At 62.2% G+C, this 21,465-nt stretch carries 14 protein-coding genes; 11 read left to right on the forward strand and 3 right to left on the reverse strand.

The window, feature by feature from the left end:
- Positions 1–2 precede the first annotated feature (2 nt).
- From RRF64_RS18375 to RRF64_RS18390, 4 genes are all read left to right on the forward strand, one after another.
- Positions 3–1,028, forward strand: a complete 1,026-nt coding sequence (locus tag RRF64_RS18375; RefSeq protein ID WP_323847379.1) for a PilW family protein — start codon at positions 3–5, stop codon at positions 1,026–1,028.
- Positions 1,028–1,561, forward strand: coding sequence for a pilus assembly PilX family protein (locus RRF64_RS18380; RefSeq protein ID WP_323847380.1), 534 nt, complete (start codon positions 1,028–1,030; stop codon positions 1,559–1,561). The genes RRF64_RS18375 and RRF64_RS18380 overlap by 1 nt, the downstream gene beginning before the upstream one ends.
- Positions 1,562–4,990, forward strand: coding sequence for a PilC/PilY family type IV pilus protein (locus RRF64_RS18385; protein ID WP_323847381.1), 3,429 nt, complete (start codon positions 1,562–1,564; stop codon positions 4,988–4,990).
- Positions 4,991–5,059: 69 nt separating this feature from the next.
- On the forward strand, positions 5,060–5,500 hold the full coding sequence (locus tag RRF64_RS18390; protein ID WP_323847382.1) for a type IV pilin protein: 441 nt from the start codon (positions 5,060–5,062) through the stop codon (positions 5,498–5,500).
- A gap of 120 nt (positions 5,501–5,620) precedes the next feature.
- Here RRF64_RS18390 and RRF64_RS18395 read toward each other — a convergent pair whose 3' ends face one another.
- Positions 5,621–7,027 carry a sigma-54-dependent transcriptional regulator gene (locus tag RRF64_RS18395; protein WP_323847383.1) on the reverse strand — a complete coding sequence of 469 codons (1,407 nt, stop codon included), beginning with the start codon at positions 7,025–7,027 and terminating at the stop codon, positions 5,621–5,623.
- 119 nt (positions 7,028–7,146) lie between these two features.
- Positions 7,147–8,742: a two-component system sensor histidine kinase NtrB gene (locus RRF64_RS18400; protein ID WP_323847384.1), complete on the reverse strand. Its 1,596-nt coding sequence runs from the start codon at positions 8,740–8,742 to the stop codon at positions 7,147–7,149.
- A gap of 93 nt (positions 8,743–8,835) precedes the next feature.
- On the opposite strand from RRF64_RS18400, the gene RRF64_RS18405 reads away from it, so the two are divergent.
- Positions 8,836–10,464 carry an NAD+ synthase gene (locus RRF64_RS18405; RefSeq protein ID WP_323847385.1) on the forward strand — a complete coding sequence of 543 codons (1,629 nt, stop codon included), beginning with the start codon at positions 8,836–8,838 and terminating at the stop codon, positions 10,462–10,464.
- A gap of 68 nt (positions 10,465–10,532) precedes the next feature.
- Here RRF64_RS18405 and RRF64_RS18410 read toward each other — a convergent pair whose 3' ends face one another.
- Positions 10,533–11,477, reverse strand: coding sequence for an outer membrane protein assembly factor BamD (locus tag RRF64_RS18410; protein ID WP_323847386.1), 945 nt, complete (start codon positions 11,475–11,477; stop codon positions 10,533–10,535).
- 135 nt (positions 11,478–11,612) lie between these two features.
- Between RRF64_RS18410 and rluD the strand changes: the two genes are divergently transcribed.
- The 6 genes from rluD (at position 11,613) to RRF64_RS18440 (ending at position 21,379) form a co-directional block, all read left to right on the forward strand.
- Positions 11,613–12,563 carry a 23S rRNA pseudouridine(1911/1915/1917) synthase RluD gene (rluD, locus tag RRF64_RS18415; RefSeq protein ID WP_323847387.1) on the forward strand — a complete coding sequence of 317 codons (951 nt, stop codon included), beginning with the start codon at positions 11,613–11,615 and terminating at the stop codon, positions 12,561–12,563.
- Between the two features lie 72 nt (positions 12,564–12,635).
- Entirely contained in the window at positions 12,636–13,400 is a 765-nt protein-coding gene (gene pgeF, locus RRF64_RS18420) for a peptidoglycan editing factor PgeF (protein WP_323847388.1), read from the forward strand.
- 170 nt (positions 13,401–13,570) lie between these two features.
- Positions 13,571–16,177, forward strand: a complete 2,607-nt coding sequence (gene clpB, locus RRF64_RS18425; protein ID WP_323847389.1) for an ATP-dependent chaperone ClpB — start codon at positions 13,571–13,573, stop codon at positions 16,175–16,177.
- A 252-nt stretch (positions 16,178–16,429) separates the two neighbouring features.
- Entirely contained in the window at positions 16,430–17,569 is a 1,140-nt protein-coding gene (locus RRF64_RS18430) for an efflux RND transporter periplasmic adaptor subunit (protein ID WP_323847390.1), read from the forward strand.
- Positions 17,570–17,611: 42 nt separating this feature from the next.
- Positions 17,612–20,665, forward strand: a complete 3,054-nt coding sequence (locus RRF64_RS18435; protein WP_323847391.1) for an efflux RND transporter permease subunit — start codon at positions 17,612–17,614, stop codon at positions 20,663–20,665.
- 147 nt (positions 20,666–20,812) lie between these two features.
- On the forward strand, positions 20,813–21,379 hold the full coding sequence (locus RRF64_RS18440) for a fasciclin domain-containing protein (RefSeq protein WP_323847392.1): 567 nt from the start codon (positions 20,813–20,815) through the stop codon (positions 21,377–21,379).
- Positions 21,380–21,465 lie beyond the last annotated feature (86 nt).

Raw genomic sequence — 21,465 nt, forward strand, 5'->3', positions numbered from 1 at the left:
ACATGCAATTATTCGCCCGGCAGCGCGGCCTGTCTCTGATCGAATTGATGATCGGCATACTGCTGAGTTCCCTGCTGCTGCTGGGAGTGCTGCAGATCTTTCAAAGCAACAGTCAGGCAATGCGCAGCCAGACAGCATTCTCCCGAGTGCAGGAGAGCGGCCGCTTCGCCATCGATCTGCTGAGCAAGGAGATCCGCGCAGCGGACTACTGGGGCTGTGCACCGGATCAGGACAGCATCGTAAATCACCTGAGTGCAACCAGCGGTTTCCTGGCATCCATCGGCGCCGACGGTGTACAGGGGGTCAATAATGCGAACGCCAGTGCAAGCGTCGACAGCACTGACGTGGTCGACGGTACGGATATTCTGACTCTGGGTGGCGCCATGGATGCATGCGGCGGTGCAGGTCGCATGGAAGATCCGGCGGATACGGACTTTCCGGAAGTCAGTGCGAGCTGTCCGATCGCGACGGGCCAGGTGGTGCTGATTTCCAACTGCCAGGCCGGAGATGTAAAGGTGATCACCGGTGTAACCGGTGATCTCGACGGCGCAGCCAACAGAGTCATCGCCCACGCCACCGGAGTTGCAAATGCAGACGGTGTGCAGAATACCGGGGCAACCCTGGAGCAGGGCTACGGCGCCGACGCCAAAATTCTGCTGCCCTACCAGCGCACCTTTTTTATCGCCGAGAGCAGCGGCGCCAACTCGCTGTTTATGAGCGAGGTCGTCGGCTCCGCCCGGACCACTCAGGAGCTGGTGCCCGGCATCGAGGATATGCAGGTGTCGTACGGCCGCGATACCACCGGCAACGGTGTGGTGGATACCTGGCAGACGGCGAGCGCGGACCTGGATGAGATGGCCGGTGTCACGGCGATCAAGGTGCAGCTGCTGGTGGCCAGCGATGACAATGTCGGCGTCGACAGCCAGACAATCACCAGGCTGGACGGTACCCAAACCACCTACAGCGACGGCCGCCTGAGGAAACTCTTTATGATCACGGCCAAAGTGCGCAATCGCGGGAGTATGTAATGACAACGATTAACCGGCAGAAAGGCGCGGTGCTGATCGTCAGCCTGATAATTCTTCTGTTGCTGACATTGATCGGCGTTTCCGGTGCGCGCGGTGTCCTGATGAGCGAACGGATGACCTTCGCCTCCCGCGACGCCAGGGTAGCGCTGGAGGTGGCCGAGTCCATGGCGCGCCTGGGCGAGGCCCATATCGACAGCCTGACCGATACCACTTCCTTCACTGACAGCGGCTGGCTGCGCACCGCCGGCAATGGCCCGGATGATCTGTTGGCCGAGGGCACCTGGACGGACGCCAACTCCACCTCCAGGTCCGTAGGCATGAAAGGCCCGGATGGAACCGCATTGACGGGCCGTATGTATATCGAAATGTCGGGCCTCGCCTCCGATGACTCCAATGCGGCAGACGTGGACCTGAGTGCGGGCACCACAGGTCTCGCTTTCGACGATATTCAGGTTTTCAAAATCGTAACCCACGGCGTCGGCATTGGCGGCACCGAGCGCGTGGTGGTTACCCTTTACGGCAAGGCATTTTAAGTGAGCGAAAAAATGGAACTGAACAACAAAATAAGAATGCACTTTTCGCTGCAGCCGTTCAGTGCGGCCTTTCTGCTGACGCTGGCCACCAGTGCCTCGGCGGCCCCCGGCACCTTGTCCGACGTGCCGCTCTATACCCGCGGTTCGGCGGAGCCGAATATCATGTTTGTGCTGGACTCGTCCGGCTCCATGAACGAGATGGTGTGGCCGCCGGAGGGCTATGACTCAGCTGTGCAGATTCCGTGTGCCAATGGCATAACAGATGGTTCCAGCGAAAATTACCGGGTCGAATTCCGAGTTAAGCGTGCGGATGGCAGCGTCGAGTTCAGGGTAATAGACACTTATGATGATGACGAAGTAATCAAGGATTGGAGCACATGGGACACGGACGGAGAATGTTTCGCCGACGATGACCATTTCGGCGGCTGGTTTTATGCCGATGACGAGGATTCCACTTATTACGAGACGGGATCCGGTAGCAGTTATTTCCTGAGGCGCGGCGACGACGATGACGAGAGAGTCAGCGGACGCCTGCTGAACTGGTATTTTTCCGAGCAGAACGGTTTTGGCAACTATGTCGCCGCAAAATTTGTCGATGACGAAGGCGATGCAAAGCGTTCCAAGGTAGATATCCGCCGCACCGATGTTATGAAAACGGCAGCCGCCGAGCTGGTGTCGGATCTGGAGGATGTGCGCGTCGGCCTGATGCAGTTTAACGGCAGCAGCGGTGCCAAAATGCTGGCCGGCCTGACAAGCGTAAACAGGGAGAGTTCGGAAGACCCGGATCCCAAGGCTGACTTGTTGGATATCATTGCCAGCATCAGTGCCGACGGCAATACGCCGCTGGGGGAAAGTTACGAGGATGTCGGGCGCTATTTTATCACCGGTTACGAAAACCAAAATCTGACTTTCAAGCAAGAAAGCAGAGGCAGCGTCAGAACGGTAAGCAAGGATGGGGACGACGTGTTCGAAAGTGAGCCCGAGTGGAACAGCGTTACCAAACCGGATAACACCGTGGCCGGCGGGGCCATCCAGTACTATTGCCAGAAGAGTTTTATGGTGGCGCTGACCGACGGCGACCCGACCAGTGACTCTGGTGTCACCAACGACCTGGACGATTACGACTACGACTGTGAAGGTCCTGCCGGCTGCACGGGCGACGGGGACGATAATTACTCCATGGATGACGTGGTCAAGGCGCTCTACGATATTGACTTGCGCCCGGATCTTACCGAACCGGACGGCACCCCGGTCAAACACAACATCGCCAGCTATATGATCGGCTTTGCCAACGACACGGTGTCGAACAGTGCGGTAATGCGCAATGCCGCCTATTTGGGCAGTGGTGGCCATGTAGACTCCGAGAAAGCTATTGGTGTCTACTCGGCGAACAACTCCTCACAGCTGAAAGTCACTTTCAACCAGATCGTCAACAAGGTGCACGAAATCGTCGGCAGCTCCAGCTCGGTCGCCTTCAACTCGACATCTCTGGAGGCCGACTCTGCGCTCTATGCGGCCAAGTTCAACAGCGGCGACTGGAGCGGTGAACTGTCGGCTCTGACCATCGATGGCGACGGCAACATCGCCTCCACCGCCTCCTGGGAGGCCAGCAAAAAACTGGCGACCGATACCCCGGCGGGCAGGGTGATGCTGACCTCGAAGGGCGGCACCGGTGTGGCATTCACCGGTGCCGGGCTGAATCTCGACACAGAGGACAGCGCCAACGAACAGGACCTGAATATCAACACTTCCACCGGCGAAGTTGTTACCGACAACCGCGCAGCGGACCGCATCGATTATCTGCGCGGCGACCGCACCGAGGAAGGTACGGCCAGCGATAAGTTCCGCCAGCGCGGCAGCCGCCTCGGCGATATCGTCAACTCCACGCCTGTGTATGTGGGGGCACCCAAGGCCAACTGGCCGAGCACCGCGCCTTATCCCACCGGAGCGGACAGCTATGCCACGTTCAAATCCACCTATGCTTCCCGCACGCCGGTGGTCTACGTGGGTGCCAACGACGGTTTTATGCACGGCTTTAACGCCACCACCACCGATACCGATATGGGCAGGGAACTGATCGCCTACTCGCCCTCGGTGCTGGTGAGCAGTCAGGAGGAGTACGGCCTGCACGCCCTCACGTCGCAGAATTACAACCACAAGTACTATGTGGATGGAACTCCCACCGTTGGGGATGCGGTGTTGAACGGCAAATGGAGAACCGTGCTGGTGGGCGGTCTCGGCGGCGGCGGCAAGGGTTTCTTTGCGCTGGACATCACCAATCCCGCGAATTTTACCGAGGCAAACGCTGCCTCTCTGGTGCTGTGGGAGTTTACCAGTGCCGACAACAGCAACCTCGGCTACAGCTTCGCCCGTCCGCAGATAGGCCGCATGGCCAACGGCGAATGGGCGGCGATTTTCGGCAACGGCTACAACAGCAGCACCGGGGACGCCGGCCTGTTTATCCGCTACCTGGATGGCGACGACGGTGCGGGCAACAGCTATAAGTGGATATCCACCGGCACTGCGGATGCGACCGAAAAGAACGGTCTGTCTACGCCGGCGGTGGTCGATACCAATCTGGACGGCACCATCGATCGTATCTATGCGGGGGATCTCAAGGGCAATATGTGGGCTTTTGATGTTTCCTCTGCAACATCGTCGAATTGGGATGTCGCGTACAGCGATATCACTGCACCGCAGCCATTGTTCACGGTCACCGGTGAACCCATTACCGGCGCGCCGCTGGTCGCCAGAAACACTTCGAACACCGGCGGAGCCTCGCCCAATCTGCTGGTTACCTTCGGCAGCGGCCAGTACCTGACGGCGGCGGACACGGCGAACGATGCCGCGGGCGGTTTCTACACGGTGTCGGATAACGGCAGCTACGGACTGGATAAAGGCGATCTGGTAGCGCGGGCCATCGGCACCACCAGTGTGGCGCAACCGGACGGCTCTACCAGGCTGCGCCGCACCCTGAGCGGCGCTGAACTCGACTGGAGCAGCAAGTCAGGCTGGTATATTCCGCTGGTCACCGGCGGCTCTGCCAGTAACCCCAATGACGCCGGCGAGCGGGTCATCAATCGTCCGGACCTGCTGCGAAATGTGCTCTTTTTCAATACCCTGATCCCCACCGGCGAAGTCTGTTCCGCCGGCGGCTACGGTTGGCTGATGTCGGTGGATGTGCGCACCGGCTTGGCGCCGGTCAAGTTCGCGGTGTTCGATGGCACCGGTGATGGCGAGATCAACAGCGCCGATCAGGGCCTGGTGGGGCAGTTGGTGGATGAGGGTATACCGAACAAACCGGGCTTCCTCAACGGCGATAAACAGTATACTCCCACCAGCGCCGGCACCATCCTGAAACGCGATGTCAACGTGGGTGGCGGAGAGCGGGAAGGGCGTCTGTCCTGGGAAGAGATAACGCCTGACTGAGCAGGTGAGCGATAATCAGTGGTCCGGCACTGGCGCCGGGCCAATAATGAAAACCGGTTGAGTAAAACGATGAACAAACAGCGCGGATTTACTTTGATTGAGCTGATGATCGTGGTGGCGATTGTGGCCATACTGGCGGGCATCGCCTGGCCGTCCTATCAGGAACATGTGCGCAGCGCCAAGCGCGCCGATGCGCAGGGCGCGCTGATGGGGTTGGCTCAGGCGATGGAGCGGCACTTTACCCAGAATGGCACCTACATAGGTGCTGACGATGGCAGCGGTGTACCCACAATCTTCGCTTCCGAGGCGCCGTTGGATGGCAGTAATAAAGTTTATAACTTAGTGATTAATCCTACGGCGACCTCTTACACGCTGACGGCGGTCGCAAAAAACGGGCAGGTTGGAGATGGGAATCTTCAATTGAGTTCGAGCGGGGAGCGTGCCTGGGACCGCGACAACAGTGGCACTTTTGATGCCGGAGAGATGTGCTGGAGCAAAAGTTGCAGCTGATGGCTCACTTCAGCTCTGCTCAATTTGTTTCTACGGCAAGCGGTTTTCCACTGAATTGCTAGCGCCGGTGAGAACCGGCGCAGTCTCCCATGGCGCCACGCCATGTTCCCGCCGGGCTAGTCAGTCCTCCAGTCCGAGCTTCTTCAGCCGATAGCGCAGCGAGCGGAAGCTGATGCCCAGCCTCTGCGCCGCTGCCGTCCTGTTCCAGCGCGTCTCGGTCAGCGCACTCTCAATCGCTTCTTTTTCGATGGTTTGCAGAAAGTCATCCAGGGAGCCGTACTGGCTCGGATCAAACTGCCCCGGGTAGCCCTGCGCAAGCGGCGGTTCGGCGGCCTGGGGCGTCGGCTGCGGTTCCGCGGCTTTCGCCATCTGCGCCGCTTCCCGGTCGAGCAGCAGGTCCTCGGCGCGGATCAGCCGCTGGTCGCACAGGGTAAAAGCGCGCTCCAGGGTGTTTTCCAGCTGGCGCACATTGCCGGGGAAGGGGTAACTCTTCAGCGCTCCCAGTGCTTCCCCGGACAGCTGGGGTGGGGCCACTCCGGCATTGGCGGCAATACGCCGCATGATCACATCGGCCAGCAGCGGGATATCCTCGGCGCGCTCCCGCAGCGGCGGGACGGCGATCTCGATCACGTTGATGCGGTAGTAGAGGTCGCTGCGGAAGCGCCCCTCGGCCACCTCTGTGGCCAGGTCCTTGTGGGTCGCGCTCAGGATGCGCACGTCGATGGCTTCTTCTTGGCTGGAGCCGATCGGGCGCACGCATTTTTCCTGTATCGCGCGCAGCAGTTTTACCTGCATGTCCAGTGGCAGATCCGCCACCTCGTCCAGAAACAGGGTGCCGCCGCCGGCACTCTGCAGCAGGCCGGGCTTGTCCTTGTGGGCGCCGGTAAAGCTGCCTTTCTTGTGGCCGAAGAACTCACTCTCCATCAATTCCGCCGGGATGGCACCGCAGTTGATCGGCACGAAGGGCCGGTCGGCGCGGGCACCCTGGGCGTGGATGGCGCGGGCCGCCAGTTCCTTGCCGGAGCCGGATTCGCCGCTGATATACACCGGTGCATCGCTGCGCGCGACCTTGGCAATCTGCCGACGCAGGTCGCGCATATTTTCGGCCTCTCCGAGCAACAGCTGGTCGGCGCCATGAGCCTGTGTGTCGTTGCGTTTCTCGCGCAGACGCAGCGCCAGTTGCACCAGGCTGCGCAGGCGCTCGAGGTCGACGGGCTTGCTGACAAAGTCGAAGGCACCCATTTTCAGTGCGCTGATCGCGGTGTCCATATTGCCGTGGGCGGTGATGACCGCCACCGGCAGCTCGCCGCCCTTCTGCCCTTGGATGTGTTGCAGCAACTGCAGACCGTCGCCGTCCGGCAGGCGCATATCGGTGAGGCAGAAATCGTAGCGGTTATCGCGCAGTAGGTTTTGCGCCTCGCTCAGGCTGGCAGCGATGTGGCAGGCAACGTCCATGCGCCGCAGTGTCAGGGTCAGCAGTTCGCAGATATCCGGTTCGTCGTCGACGACCAGGGCCAGTGGTTGCATCTATTCTTGGTCTTTTATTGTTGTTGCTAATTTATCGATAGCGGGTTTCGGACCCGATTATGCCAGATCTTCGTTGCAGATTTTTGCCAGATGTCTTGGAAAAAAATTCCCCTGACGAATTAAAAAACCCGGTTTGAGTGGGCGAATTCTACCCTGAAGCAACTTTTGTTGTCTTCGCTGCGGCAGTAGTAGAGGCTGGCCTGGTTTGCTTCGCAGAGTTCGCGGGCGATATAGAGCCCGAGGCCGCTGCCGCTTTTGCCGGTGGTGAAGAACGGCTCGAAAATCTTGTCCCTGTGCTCTGGCAGTACACCTCGGCCGCTGTCGCTCACGTCCAGTACGGGGCAGTCGCGCTCGCCGTGGCGGTAGACCGCGATCTCGGCTTCGCGCCGGCCGGTGGCAACCTGCGAGTGGTGCAGGGCGTTGTTGCACAGGTTGGTCAGCACCTGGGCCAGCTGCTCCGGGTCGAAGCGGGCCGTGACCGCCTGCGCGGGCAGCCGCAGGCGGATCTGTGCATCCGCGGGCGCGCCGGCGCGAAAATCCGGCAGGAACTGCTCCACCCAGCGGCCGAGATCGCGCAGCTGCGGTGCGGCGGCGCGGCGCCGCGACAGCTGCATCACGTTCTCCACTATCTGGTTTACCCGCTGGCTGTGGCGACAGATGATGTCGGTCAGGTGGCGGTCCTCGTCGCTGAGGTTCGCCGATTCCGACAGCAACTGCGCCGCGTGGCTGATAGCGCCGAGCGGGTTGCGCACCTCGTGGGCAATGGAGGCGGTCAGGTGGCCGAGGGAGGCGAGTTTCAGTTTTTGCGCGGCCTGAATCAGCTTGCGGTTGTCCTCGACGAATACCAGGGTGCTGTCGCCGTTGTCGCGTCGCAGGTTGGCGAAGCTGAGCCGCAGTTCGCCGCCGTTGTCCGCCTGCAGCAGGGCGTTTCCGCGGGAGTCGTCGCGGCGCCATTCGCGCACTATGTGGCGCAGCTCCGCCTGGCGCTCGCCCTCGGGCTGCAGCTGATCGGCGAGCAGCTGGCGCGCGGCGCGGTTGACCAGCTCGGGCTTGTTGGCGGCATCCATCACCAGCACCCCGGTGCGCATCCGCTCGATGATCTGCTGTGCCAGTCGCTGCAGGTGCGCCGCCTGGCGGCTCTGCTGGTCGGCGCGCAGGTTCGCGCTGCGTATCCGTGCGGACAGGTACTGGAGCGCGCTCACGGTGGCGAACAGCAGTATGCCCAGGCCGCCGGCGGAGACTATGTCCTGGGTTTCCGCGCGACCGGCGACCAGGTTGTACAGCTGCAGGCCGATCACGCCGATACTGGCCACTGCGGCGAAGAAGGCGCCCATGCGCCGGTCCAGCAGCATCGAACCCACCGAGCAGTTGATCAGCAACAGGTAGCCGAGGCCGGAGTTGAGGCCGCCGCTGGCCTGGATCAGTAACAGGAAGGCGAGGATGTCGCAGCCGAGAATCGTGCCGATCTGGCCCGGGTTGGCGTGGTAGGCACCGTGCCGCAGGTGCAGTAGCCAGCCGAAGTTGAGCGCGGCGTAGGCGATGGCGGTGTTCAGGTAAAGCGCGGGGGCGCTGTTGCCCACCGCGCCCCTGCCGACATCCGAGGCGAAGATCCCCAGCAGCACCAGGGCAATGGCCACGCGATAGATGGCGTAGACCCGCAGCAGTTCGTGGTGCTGCAGGGCGGGTACACTGGCGACGGATGCTGTACTACTCAAGGCGGTCTGCTCGGTGTTGTTGTTCTTGTGTGGCCGCTGCCGTTGCCCCCGGGTCGCTGTACAATAGCGGCCTGTCTGGTCCGAGGTCGAAAGATGTCTACTTTGCAGCTAGTGCTGGCACAAATCAATTCTCTGGTGGGGGATATTCCCGGCAATACCGCCCAGGTCATCGATGTGACCCGCAAGGCGCACCGCGAGCTGGGCGCAGAGCTGGTGCTGTTTCCCGAATTGACCCTGTGCGGCTATCCGCCCGAGGACCTGCTGCTGCGGCCCAGTATGCGGCGGCGCGTCGATGCGGCGCTGGCGCAACTGATGGCGGCGGAACTGCCCTGCGCGATCCTGATCGGCTACCCGCGGGTGGTGGCCGGCAAGGTGTTCAATATGGCCGGCCTGATCGTCGACGGCGAGCTGGTGGCGGAGTACGCCAAGCAGAAGCTGCCCAACTATCAGGTCTTCGACGAGATGCGCTACTTCGTGCCGGGCGACCAGCCCTGCGTGGTGGACATCAAGGGCATAGCTACCGCCATTACCATCTGCGAGGACATCTGGCATCCGGAGCCGGTGGCGCAGGCGGCGGCCGCGGGCGCCAAACTGATGCTGAACATCAACGCCTCGCCGTTCCACCGCGGCAAGGCCCAGGAGCGCCTCGAGCTGCTCGGCAACCAGGCGCGCGCCGGGCATATGCCGATCCTGTATGTGAACTGGTTCGGCGGTCAGGATGAACTGGTGTTCGACGGCGGTTCCTTCGCCGTGGACGCCAAGGGCAAGCTCTGCGCCCGCGCGCCGGAGTATGTCGAACACCTGCTGCCGGTCACGGTGATCGAGAAACACGGCAAGGTGACGCTGGAGCCCGGCGAGATTACGCCGGCACTGGAGGATCTCGCCTCTGTCTATCAGGCGCTGGTGCTGGGGGTCCGCGACTATGTCAACAAGAACGGCTTCAACGGTGTGGTGCTCGGGCTTTCCGGCGGTATCGATTCGGCCCTGACCCTGGCCATCGCAGTGGACGCGCTGGGTGCGGAGCGGGTGGAGGCTGTGATGATGCCGTTCCGTTACACGTCTGACCTGAGCAAGAACGACGCCGCGGATCAGGCGCAGCGCCTGGGTATTCACTACCGGGTAATCAGCATAGAGCCGATGTTCGACGCCTTTATGGGCGCCCTGGCGGACGAATTTGCCGGCACCGAGCGGGATACCACCGAGGAGAACCTGCAGGCCCGCTCCCGCGGTGTGGTGCTGATGGCCATCTCCAACAAGAAGGGCGCCATGGTGCTGACCACCGGCAACAAGAGCGAACTGGCGGTGGGCTATGCCACCCTTTACGGGGATATGGTCGGCGGCTACAACGCGCTCAAGGATGTGCCCAAGGTTCTGGTGTTCGAGCTGGCCCGCTACCGCAACACCCTGTCGCCAGTGATCCCGGAAACGGTGATTACGCGGCCGCCGAGCGCCGAACTGGCGCCGGACCAGGTGGACTCCGACAGCTTGCCACCCTATGAGATCCTCGATCAGATCCTGAACCTGTACATCGAAAAGGACAGCAGTGCCGAAGATATCATCGGCCGCGGTTTCGAGCGGGAGACGGTGGAGCGGGTGGTGCGCCTGGTGGACCGCAACGAGTACAAGCGCCGCCAGGCCGCGGTGGGAGTGCGCATCTCCAAGCGCGGCTTTGGCCGCGATCGGCGCTACCCGATTACCAACGGTTGGAAAGCGGGGGAATAAAAGCGCATTGACATCTGAACAAAAAAACGGCGCCCGAGGGCGCCGTTTCTGATCGGGGCGTCTGCCGGTTACATCAATTCCGGCGGCAGGGGCGCTTCCTCGGTACGGTACTCGCGATTGTACAGCTCGCGGCTGTCGAAGCCGCGCGGGTCAGACTTCTCGAACAGCCCGAGGGTAACCCGGTGGATAAAGCTGCGACCGCTGGCGCCCTTGTAGAAGTTGTAGTTGAAGGTGCCGTCGCTGCGGAACGCCGGGTGGTTCGGGTAGTTGGTGCGCAGGACAGTCAGCGCGTTGGTCTCCAGTTCCGGCATCTCCAGCAGGTGGTAGCCCTGCACCATCGCCGCCAGCGCGTCGGGTACCGCCGGGGTCTGCTGGAAGTTTTCCACTACATAGCGACCGCGATTGGCGGCGGCCAGGTAGGCGCCGCGCTTGAAGTAGTAGTTGGCGACGTGAATCTCGTAGCGCGCCAGCAGGTTGCGCAGATGGATCATGCGCTTCTGCGCGTCGGGCGCGTAGCGGCTCTCCGGGTAGCGAGCCATCAGCTGGGAGAAATGGGCAAAGGATTCGCGTGCGGAGCCCGGGTCACGGCTGGTCAGATCCGTGGGCAGGAAGCGCTCGAACAGGCCTGTACCCTCGGTGAAGGAGGCCAGGCCCTTCATATAGTAGGCATAGTCGACATTGCGATGCTGGGGGTGCAGGCGGATAAAACGGTCCGCCGAGGCGATGGCCGCATCGTTTTCATAGTTGCGGTAATAGGCGTAGATCAGCTCCAGCTGGGCCTGCTCGGCATAGGTGCCGAACGGGAAGTTGTCCTCCAGCGCGCGCAGATTCTTGATCGCGAGGTCCCACTGACTGGACTTCAGCTGACGCTGCGCGGCCTCATAGAAGGCCTGCTCGGTGCGGTTGCCGGTAGGGAGGCCCTCTTCGGACTCGTCGGTGCTGGCGCAGGAGACCAGTAATGCGGACATCATCACCGAAACAACGGTCAACCACAGTGTTTTCCAGGCCTGCATAGCCCCTCGCTCTATCATTATTACGCTCTACCTTATTGCTCTCTGCCTGATTAAACTGGCCGCCATTACAGGTAACGGGCGGGCCGGACATTTAACCACAGTCGCGGGGTTGCCCAAAGTGTTTGAAATTGATTAATGAATGACCATCTAGAACTCGATATTCAAGTTCCGGCCCATCTGGCCGGTCACAGGTTGGACCAGGCCGCAGCGGAATTAATTCCCGACTACTCCCGGGCGCGACTGCAGTCATGGATAAAAGGCGGCCAATTGACCGTCAACGGCGCCGCGGCCAGGCCGAAAGACAAGCTTTTTGGCGGCGAACAGCTGCGACTGCGCGCCGAGCTGGAGCCCCAGGGGGAGTGGCTGGCGCAGGCGCTGGATCTGGAGATCGTCTACGAGGATGAGAGTCTGCTGGTGATCAACAAGCCGGCGGGCCTGGTCGTGCACCCGGCGGCGGGCAATCCCGACAACACCCTGTTGAACGGCCTGCTGCATCACTGCCCGGATCTGGCGAAGATACCGCGCGCCGGCATAGTGCACCGGCTGGACAAGGATACCAGCGGCCTGATGGTAGTGGCCAAGACGCTGCCGGCCCAGGCCGACCTGGTGGACCAGCTGAAGGAGCGCAGTGTCAGCCGCGAATATGACGCCCTGGTGCAGGGCAGGATCACCGCCGGCGGTACCGTAGATGCCCCCATGGGTCGCCACCGCCAGAATCGCCTGAAGATGGCGGTGCTGGACTTCGGAGGTAAGGAGGCGATAACTCACTACCGGGTGCAGGAGCGCTTTCGCGCCCATACCCTGCTGCGCTGCAAGCTGGAAACCGGCCGCACCCACCAGATCCGCGTGCATATGGCCCATATCCACCACCCGCTGCTGGGCGATCCCCTGTACGGCGGCCGCCCTAAATTGCCGCCGGAAGCTGCGCCCGAACTGGTGGCAGCGCTGCAGCAGTTCCCGCGCCAGGCGCTGCACGCGGCGGAACTGGCGCTGCTGCATCCGGTCACGGGTGAGGAAATGCACTGGTGCGCCCCTATGCCGGCGGATATGCTGCAACTGCTCGACCTGCTGCGCGCAGACCGCTAGTGGCTCCCATTTACTGGCCAATGTTTTGGGCGAACACGAACTGCGCCCTTACCCAACCATTCAGGACGTAGCATGGCAAAGGACCACTATCTATTCCCCACCTGGCCCGCCCCCGCCAATGTGCGCGCGGCCACCAGTCTGCGCGTGGGCGGTCACAGCAGCGGCGCCTACGAGTCATTCAATCTCGGCGCCCATGTGGGGGACGAGGAACAGGCGGTGGCGGCCAATCGCAGCCAGCTGTTGCAGGAACTGCAACTTCCGGCCAAGCCCCAATGGCTGGAACAGATTCACAGCGACAGGATCATCGAAGCGCAGGCCGACGGCCTGGTGCGCACGGCCGATGCCAGTTTTGCCCGGGCCCCGGGCGCCGTGTGTGCAGTACTGACCGCCGATTGCCTGCCGGTATTATTCTGTGACAGGGCCGGCACCCGCGTGGCGGCAGCTCACGCCGGCTGGCGCGGCCTCGCCGGTGGCATCCTGCGCAGCAGCGTGGAAGCGCTCGATTGCGACCCGGCGGAATTGCTGGTGTGGCTGGGCCCGGCCATAGGGCCGCGGGCGTTTGAGACGGGCGTCGATGTGCTGGAAGTCTTTTTTGAGCATGCGCTGAACGCCGGGCACACCGAGGCAATCGCCCAGTGTTTCCGCCCGCATACCGAAAAGCCCCTGCATTTCCTCGCCGATATCTACGCGCTGGCGCGCGCCGAGCTGCGCGAGCTTGGTGTCAGTGCAATCCACGGCGGCGACCGCTGCACCGTTTCCGAACCGGAAAGTTTTTTCTCCTACCGCCGCGACAGGACTACCGGTCGTATGGCCTCCCTGATCTGGCTGGAAGAATAAATCGCGGCGCAAAAAACACGCCGGTTGATCTGAATCATTGAAAATTCTCCTCCCGCCCCTACTTTATTTCCCACCACTACATTTCCCACCACTACACTGAATGGGTGGCGCCGGAATGGCGCCAATGTTTTGTCGCTTCACCAGTCTTCTGAGGAGGAGAGGTTTCGTCCATGCGAATCGATCGAATGACAAACCCGCTGCAGGCCGCGATTGCCGACGCGCAGTCCCTGGCCGTTGGGCGCGACCATAACCAGATTTATCCCGAACACCTGCTGCTCGCGCTGCTCAACCAGGACAACGGCAGCGTGCCGGCCTTTCTCTCCCAGGCGGGTTTCAATCTCAACGGTCTGCGCAACGACCTGGCCAAAAGGCTCGACAGCCTGCCTACGATCAGTTCGCCCACCGGCGACGTCGGCATGTCGCAGGAGCTGGTGCGGCTGTTCAATCTCGCCGACAAGAAAGCGCAGCAGAACGGCGACACCTTTATTTCCAGTGAGACGGTGTTACTGGCCGCATTCGACTCCGCCGCCGGCGAGATTGCCAAGATCCTGAACGCCAACGGCGATCTCAAGCATTTGCAGGATGCGATAAAGAAAGTGCGGGGTGACGAGAAAGTCGACGACCCCAACGCGGAGGAAGCGCGCCAGGCACTGGATAAATACACCCTCGACCTGACGGAGCGTGCGGTGTCGGGCAAGCTGGATCCTGTGATCGGCCGCGACGACGAAATCCGCCGCACCATTCAGGTGCTGCAGCGGCGCACCAAGAACAATCCGGTGCTGATCGGCGAACCCGGTGTGGGCAAGACCGCCATCGTCGAGGGGCTGGCGCAGCGCATCGTCAACGGCGAAGTGCCGGAGGGGCTGAAAGACAAGCGACTGCTGTCGCTCGACCTGGGCGCGCTGCTGGCTGGCGCCAAATTCCGCGGCGAGTTCGAGGAGCGGCTGAAGGCGGTGCTCAACGAGCTGTCCAAACAGGAGGGCCGCATCATTCTGTTTATCGACGAGCTGCACACCATGGTCGGCGCCGGCAAGGCCGAGGGCGCGATGGATGCCGGCAATATGCTCAAGCCGGCGCTGGCGCGCGGCGAGCTGCACTGCGTCGGCGCGACCACCCTCGATGAATACCGCAAGTACATCGAAAAGGACGCCGCACTGGAGCGCCGCTTCCAGAAGGTATTGGTGGACGAGCCCACCGAAGAGGACACCATCGCGATACTGCGCGGCCTCAAGGAGCGCTACGAAGTGCACCACGGGGTCGATATCACCGACTCGGCGATCATCGCCGCGGTCAAACTGTCGCAGCGCTATATCACCGACCGCCAGCTGCCGGACAAGGCGATCGACCTGATCGACGAGGCCGCGAGCCGCATCCGCATGGAAATCGACTCCAAGCCGGAGGCGATGGACAAGCTCGAGCGCCGTCTGATCCAGCTGAAGATAGAGCGGGAGGCGGTAAAGAAAGACAAGGACGACGAGGCAACGAAAAAACGCCTGGCCAAGCTCGAGGAGGAGATTCACCAGCTTGAGAAGGAGTACGCGGATCTCGAGGAAGTCTGGAAAGCTGAGAAGGCCCAGCTCGCCGGCAGTCACGACATCAAGGAAAAGCTGGAGCAGGCCAAGCAGGATATGGAGGCCGCGCGTCGCGCCGGAGACCTGACGCGCATGTCGGAGCTGCAGTACGGCGTGATTCCGCAACTGGAGCAACAGCTGAAATCCGCCGCCAGCACCGAGGCCAGCGAGGAGCCGCGCCTGCTGCGCAACCGCGTGACCGACGAGGAGGTGGCGGAAGTTGTATCGCGCTGGACCGGCATCCCGGTTTCCAAGATGCTCGAGGGCGAACGGGAAAAACTGTTGCGCATGGAAGACGAGTTGCACAAGCGCGTGATCGGCCAGGGCGAGGCGGTCGACGCGGTTGCCAACGCGGTGCGCCGCTCGCGCGCCGGCCTGTCCGACCCGAACCGGCCCAACGGCTCCTTCCTGTTCCTCGGCCCGACCGGTGTCGGCAAGACCGAACTGTGCAAGGCGCTGGCGCAGTTCCTGTTCGATACCGAGGATGCGATGGTGCGGATCGATATGTCGGAGTTCATGGAGAAGCATTCGGTCGCGCGTCTTATAGGCGCGCCGCCGGGCTACGTCGGCTACGAGGAGGGCGGCTACCTGACCGAGGCGGTGCGGCGCAAACCCTATTCGGTGGTGCTGCTCGACGAGGTGGAGAAGGCGCACCCGGATGTGTTCAATATCCTGCTGCAGGTACTGGACGACGGCCGCCTGACCGACGGCCAGGGTCGCACGGTGGATTTCCGCAATACGGTGGTGGTGATGACCTCCAACCTGGGTTCCGACCTGATCCAGAAATACGCCAGTGCCCGCGACGCCGACGAAACGGACAGGGAAATCCATTACCGGCAGATGAAAAATGCGGTGATGGAAGTGGTCGGCGAACATTTCCGCCCGGAATTCATCAACCGCATCGACGAGGTGGTCGTCTTCCACCCGCTAAACAAGGCCGAAGTGCGCTCCATCGCGGAGATCCAGCTGGAGCAGCTGCGCAAGCGCCTGGCCGAGCGCGACCTGAAGCTGGAAGTCGCGGAGCCCCTGCTGGACAAGCTCGCGGACGTCGGCTTCGATCCGGTCTACGGCGCCCGCCCGCTGAAGCGCGCAATCCAGATGTGGCTGGAGAATCCGCTGTCGCAGGATATTCTGGCGGGCAAATTCGCACCCGGCGATACGATTCACGCCGAACTGGAAGGGGACAGGGCCGTATTCCGCAAATAGATGACGTCTCTACCTTCATTCTGTAGGAGCGGCGGCGCGGCCATGGGCCGCTCCTACAGAATCCCTCCTTTAATCCACCCTCACAGAAATGCTGCGCCTGGCCGAGTGCAATGCCGCGGCAGGGCGCAGGCGCAGATAGCCATTTGTTCATAAACTGAATTTTGTCGCTCGGCGAAAGCGTCCGATCGCTTTCGCATTCACGGCGTGAGCGGGCGGAAGTAAGCCGAAGTCGCAATTCAATGGATTGGCTCTGTGTCTCACTCGGGCGGAATACTGACCAAACGCATGCTGCTGATGCTGCTCGGCTGCCTGCTGCTGTTCGGCGGCATTTTCGCCTTCAAGATGTTCGGCCAGTACATGATGAACAGGGCGTTCGACACCATGCCGCTGCCGGCGGCGACGGTCACGTCCGCCACGGCCGAGATGCAGACCTGGCGCGAGAAGCTGTCCGCGGTGGGCACGCTGCGCGCGGTCAACGGCGTCGAGGTCACCACCGAGGCGCAGGGTGTTGTCAGCGCGATTCATTTCCAGTCCGGCCAGACGGTGCGCAAGGGCGAGCTGCTGGTGGAAATAGCCGCGGAACCGGAAAAGGCCGAGTTGCAGGTGCTGAAAGCGGAACTGCGGCTGGCGCGGCGCAACCACGAGCGTGTGAAGGCACTGCACGCCCGGGGGGTGACCACCGAGGCGGATCTGGACAATACGCGCAGCGCACTGGATCAGGTGCTGGCGAATCTGGAGGTGCAACGCGCCGAGGTGAACAAGCGCCGCATCACCGCGCCCTTCAGCGGCGCTCTGGGTATCCGCCGCATCGATCTGGGGCAGAACGTAAACCCCGGCGAGGCTGTGGTGTCCCTGCAGCAGCTGGACCCCATCTATGTGGATTTCTCCCTGCCCGAGCGCCACTTCGCCAGCGTCGCGCGCGAACTGCCGGTAACCCTGACGACCGATGCCTTTCCCGGGAAGACCTATTCCGGGCAGATTACCGCGATCGATCCGCGTATCGACAGCGCCAGCCGCAACTTCCTGGTGCAGGCGACGCTGGCAAATCCGGAAAAACACCTGCGCCCGGGCATGTATGCGGATGTCGCGGTGCAGATCGATGCGCACCGGCGCGTGCTGGTCATCCCCCGCACCGCGCTGATCTTCGCCCCCTACGGCAATGCCGTATTCGTGCTGCAGCAGGGTGCGCAGGGCGACGGCACTATCGCCAGCAAGCGCTTCGTCAAAACCGGTGAAGAGCGCGGCGACCTGGTGGAAATCCTGCAGGGGCTGCGCGCGGGGGAGGTGGTGGCCAGCAGCGGCCTGCTCAAATTGCGCAACGAGGGTGCGGTGATTATCAACAACGACAATCCGCCGCCGGCGAAAATCGACCCGAAACCGGAGAACAGCTGAATCTATCGGTGCCCACGCGCACCGGGGACATGGAGTGCCCGATTGAACTTCACCGAGATCTTTATCCGCAAGCCGGTGCTGGCGACGGTGGTCAGCCTGTTCATTTTCCTGCTCGGTCTGCGCGCGGCGACCGAGTTGAACGTGCGCCAGTATCCGGAGCTGGAAAACGCGGTCATCACCGTCACCACCGTGTACGTCGGCGCGGAATCGGACCTGATCCAGGGATTTATCACCACGCCGCTGGAGCAGGAGATTTCCAGCGCCGACGGCATCGATTACCTGGTCTCCACCAGCGTGCAGGGGGTGTCCACGATACAGGCCTATGTGCGCCTGGATTACGATCCCAACGAGGTTCTAACCCAGATAGTCGCCAAGGTGAACCGCATGCGCAGCGAGCTGCCGCTGGAGGCCGAGGACTCCACGGTGGACCTGGCGGTGGGGCAGACGATCGCGGCCATGTATCTGTCCTTTTCCTCGGATATTCTCGATAACAACCAGATCACCGATTACCTGACGCGCGTGGTGCAGCCGAAGCTGTCGACCATCGCCGGCGTGCAGCGCGCGCGCCTGCTCGGCAACCGCACCTTTGCCATGCGCGTGTGGCTGAAACCGGCGCCGATGGCGGCGCTCGAAGTGACGCCCGGCGACGTGGTGTCGGCGCTGCGCCAGAACAATGTGCTGGCCGCAGTGGGCGGCACCAAGGGCACCATGGTGGCGGTGGATGTGTCCGCGTCGACCGATATCGCCATGCCCGACGAGTTTCGCCGGCTGGTGGTGCGCGCCGACGGCGACCGCATCGTGCGCCTGGGCGACGTGGCGGAAGTGGAGCTGGGTTCCGAATCCTACGCCACCTCGGTGACCTTCAACGGCCGCTCGGCGACCTTTATCGCCGTGGAGGCGGCGCCGGATGCGAACGCGCTGGAGGTGATTCGCGAGGTGCGGCGTGTGCTCGAGCGCGAGATATTCCCGCAGCTGCCCCAGGGCATGCTCGGCGAGATTCCCTACGACAGCACCGAATATATCCAGGACTCGATCGACGAGGTGGTGAAGACCATCGTTGAGGCGGTGCTGATCGTGATCCTGGTGATCTACCTGTTTCTCGGCTCGCTGCGCAGCGTGATCATTCCCGCGGTCGCCGTACCCCTGTCGCTGGTCGGCGCGCTGTTCCTGATGCTGCTGATGGGCTTCACTATCAATCTGCTCACGCTGCTGGCGATGGTACTGGCCATCGGCATAGTGGTGGACGACGCGATCATCGTGCTGGAAAACGTGCACCGGCATATCGAGGAGGGATTGTCGCCGATGGACGCGGCCATCGTCGGTGCGCGCGAGCTCGCCTGGCCGGTGGTGGCGATGACCACCACCCTGATCGCCGTGTACCTGCCGATCGGATTTCTCGGCGGACTGACCGGCACCCTGTTCGTGGAATTTGCCTTCTCGCTGGCCGGCGCGGTGCTGCTGTCGGGGGTGGTGGCGCTGACCCTGTCGCCGATGATGGCATCGCGGGTACTGCGCCCGCACGACGGCGGCCGCGGCAACCGCCTGGAGGCATGGCTCGGGCGCCAGTTCGAGCGCCTGCAGCACGGCTATCAGCAGCGCCTGCACAGGGCGCTGGATGACCGGCTGGTGATACTGGTGTTCGGCGCCATAGTGCTGGCGAGCTGCTATTTCCTGTTTATCACCTCGCCGAGCGAGCTGGAGCCGAAGGAGGACCGCGGTTTTATTCTCGGTATCGCCACCGCCGATGCCTATGCCACCCTCGATTACCTGGAGCTGTACACGCGCGAGATGAACGAAATCCAGCAGCGCCACCCGGAGGTGGAAAACCTGTTCCTGCTGAACGGCGTCGGCCGCACCGCCACCAGTTCCAATACCGCCATCATCGGCTTCGTGCTCGCACCCTGGACCGAGCGCGGCGCGGATACCCATGAAGTGCTGGAGGTCATCACCCCCGAGGTGGCGCAGGTGGCGGGACTGAAAGTGGCGACTTTCGTGCCGCCGAGCCTGCCCACCGCCGGTGGCACCCTGCCGGTGGAGTTCGTGATCGGCTCCACCGAGCCGGTGGAAAACCTGGAGACTTTCGCCGGGGAGATCATGGAGCGGGCGCTGGCCAGCCGCCGCTTTATCTTCCTCGACTCAGATCTGAAGCTGGACAAACCCAAGTTCTCGGTGGACATAGACCGCGACAAGGCCGCGGCCATGGGCATCGAAATGGCGGACATAGCGCGCGAACTCGGCGCCATGATGTCCGGCGACTATACCAACCGCTTTTCCCTCGATAACCGCAGCTACAAGGTGATCCCGCAGGTGGTGCGCACCGAGCGCCTGACCGCGGAGCAGTTGCAGCAGTACTACATTCGCACGGGTGCCGGCCAGCTGGTGCCGCTCGCGACCCTGGTGCGCCTGCGTGAAGAGGTGGAGCCGCAGCAGCTGAAGCGCTTCCAGCAGCTGAACGCGGTTACCATCTCCGGCGTGCCGCGCCCGGGCGTCACCCTGGGCGAGGCGCTGGGGATACTGGAGCAGGCGGCGACGGAAGTGCTGCCGCCCGGCTACTCGGTGGATTACTCCGGCCAGTCGCGCCAGTACAAGACCGAGGGCTCGGAACTGGTGTTCACCTTCTTTTTTGCGCTGATCGTCATCTACCTGGTGCTGGCCGCGCAGTTCGAGTCCTGGCGCGATCCGCTGATCATGCTGGTGACGGTGCCGATGAGCGTGTGCGGGGCGATGATCTTCGTCAGTCTCGGCTTTACCACGCTGAATATCTACACCCAGGTGGGGCTGGTGACGCTGATCGGCGTGATCTCCAAGCACGGCATCCTGATCGTGGAATTTGCCAACAAGCTGCAGCAGGGCGGGCTGGACAAGCGCACGGCCGTTGAGGAGGCGGCGTCGATTCGCCTGCGGCCGGTACTGATGACCACCGCATCGCTGGTGCTGGCGATGGTGCCGCTGTTGCTTGCCGCCGGCCCCGGCGGCGGCGCGCGCTTCGCGATGGGGCTGGTAGTGGCCACCGGTATGACCATAGGCACGCTGTTCACGCTGTTCGTGGTGCCGGCCATGTATCTGTATCTGGGGCGTGAGTTCGCGCCTCAGTAACCCGGTCTGTCGGTCAGATGGGTGGTCAGAATTGGCGCTTTTTGTGTGGAGCCCATGCACTGAGCCTATACTGACGTTCAGCAACAATCGGTCCAAATTTGGCCGCAGCCATTCCGGCTGTGAGCTGTTAACCCTGAAGGTATTCTTATGCGCACATTCGATACATTGTCTGCGGGACTAAAGCTGGCTCTGGCGTTCGCACTGGCTTTGTACGGCGGTGCCTTGTATGCGCATCAGCACATGAGCGAACATTCCACTGAGGCGGACATGACTATTGTGGAGACTGCCTCGAAAGCTGAGAATCTCTCCACGCTGGTGGCCGCGGTCAAGGCCGCGGGATTGGTGGAAACGCTGTCGGGAAAGGGGCCTTTTACCGTGTTTGCCCCTACCAACGACGCCTTCTCGGCTCTGCCGGCGGGCACAGTGGAAATGCTTTTGAAGCCGGAGAACAAGGATAAGCTCACTGCCATATTGACCTACCACGTGGTTCCTCAAAAAGCGGCCGCGAAAGCTGTAATCGACATGATCAAGGCGGGCGGCGGCAGCGCCAAGGTCAAAACGGTTCAGGGCGGAGAGCTGACACTGAAGCTTGACGGGGACAAGGTGACGGTGACCGACGCCAAGGGTAATGCCGTGACTGTGGTCAAAGCCGACATCATGAACTCAAATGGTGTTGTGCATGTGATTGATGGCGTGTTGTTGCCCGCCGAATAGTCGAGGGGCATGCTGTGGGCGCCAGACCGGCGCCCACAGGCCTTTACAAACAGTCTGCGGCCTGATCCAGCAGGTGTTGAGTGCCC

Source organism: Microbulbifer magnicolonia, from assembly GCF_035117725.1.
In the GTDB taxonomy this organism is placed as follows: Bacteria; Pseudomonadota; Gammaproteobacteria; order Pseudomonadales; family Cellvibrionaceae; genus Microbulbifer; species Microbulbifer magnicolonia.

Bases quoted from the DNA above. Each gene is read 5' to 3' on its own strand.
- RRF64_RS18375 (WP_323847379.1), top strand. From the start codon at position 3: ATGCAATTATTCGCCCGGCAGCGCGGCCTGTCTCTGATCGAATTGATG.
- RRF64_RS18380 (WP_323847380.1), top strand. From the start codon at position 1,028: ATGACAACGATTAACCGGCAGAAAGGCGCGGTGCTGATCGTCAGCCTG.
- RRF64_RS18390 (WP_323847382.1), top strand. From the start codon at position 5,060: ATGAACAAACAGCGCGGATTTACTTTGATTGAGCTGATGATCGTGGTG.
- RRF64_RS18395 (WP_323847383.1), bottom strand. From the start codon at position 7,027: ATGCAACCACTGGCCCTGGTCGTCGACGACGAACCGGATATCTGCGAA.
- RRF64_RS18405 (WP_323847385.1), top strand. From the start codon at position 8,836: ATGTCTACTTTGCAGCTAGTGCTGGCACAAATCAATTCTCTGGTGGGG.
- RRF64_RS18410 (WP_323847386.1), bottom strand. From the start codon at position 11,477: ATGCAGGCCTGGAAAACACTGTGGTTGACCGTTGTTTCGGTGATGATG.
- rluD (WP_323847387.1), top strand. From the start codon at position 11,613: ATGAATGACCATCTAGAACTCGATATTCAAGTTCCGGCCCATCTGGCC.
- pgeF (WP_323847388.1), top strand. From the start codon at position 12,636: ATGGCAAAGGACCACTATCTATTCCCCACCTGGCCCGCCCCCGCCAAT.
- clpB (WP_323847389.1), top strand. From the start codon at position 13,571: ATGCGAATCGATCGAATGACAAACCCGCTGCAGGCCGCGATTGCCGAC.
- RRF64_RS18440 (WP_323847392.1), top strand. From the start codon at position 20,813: ATGCGCACATTCGATACATTGTCTGCGGGACTAAAGCTGGCTCTGGCG.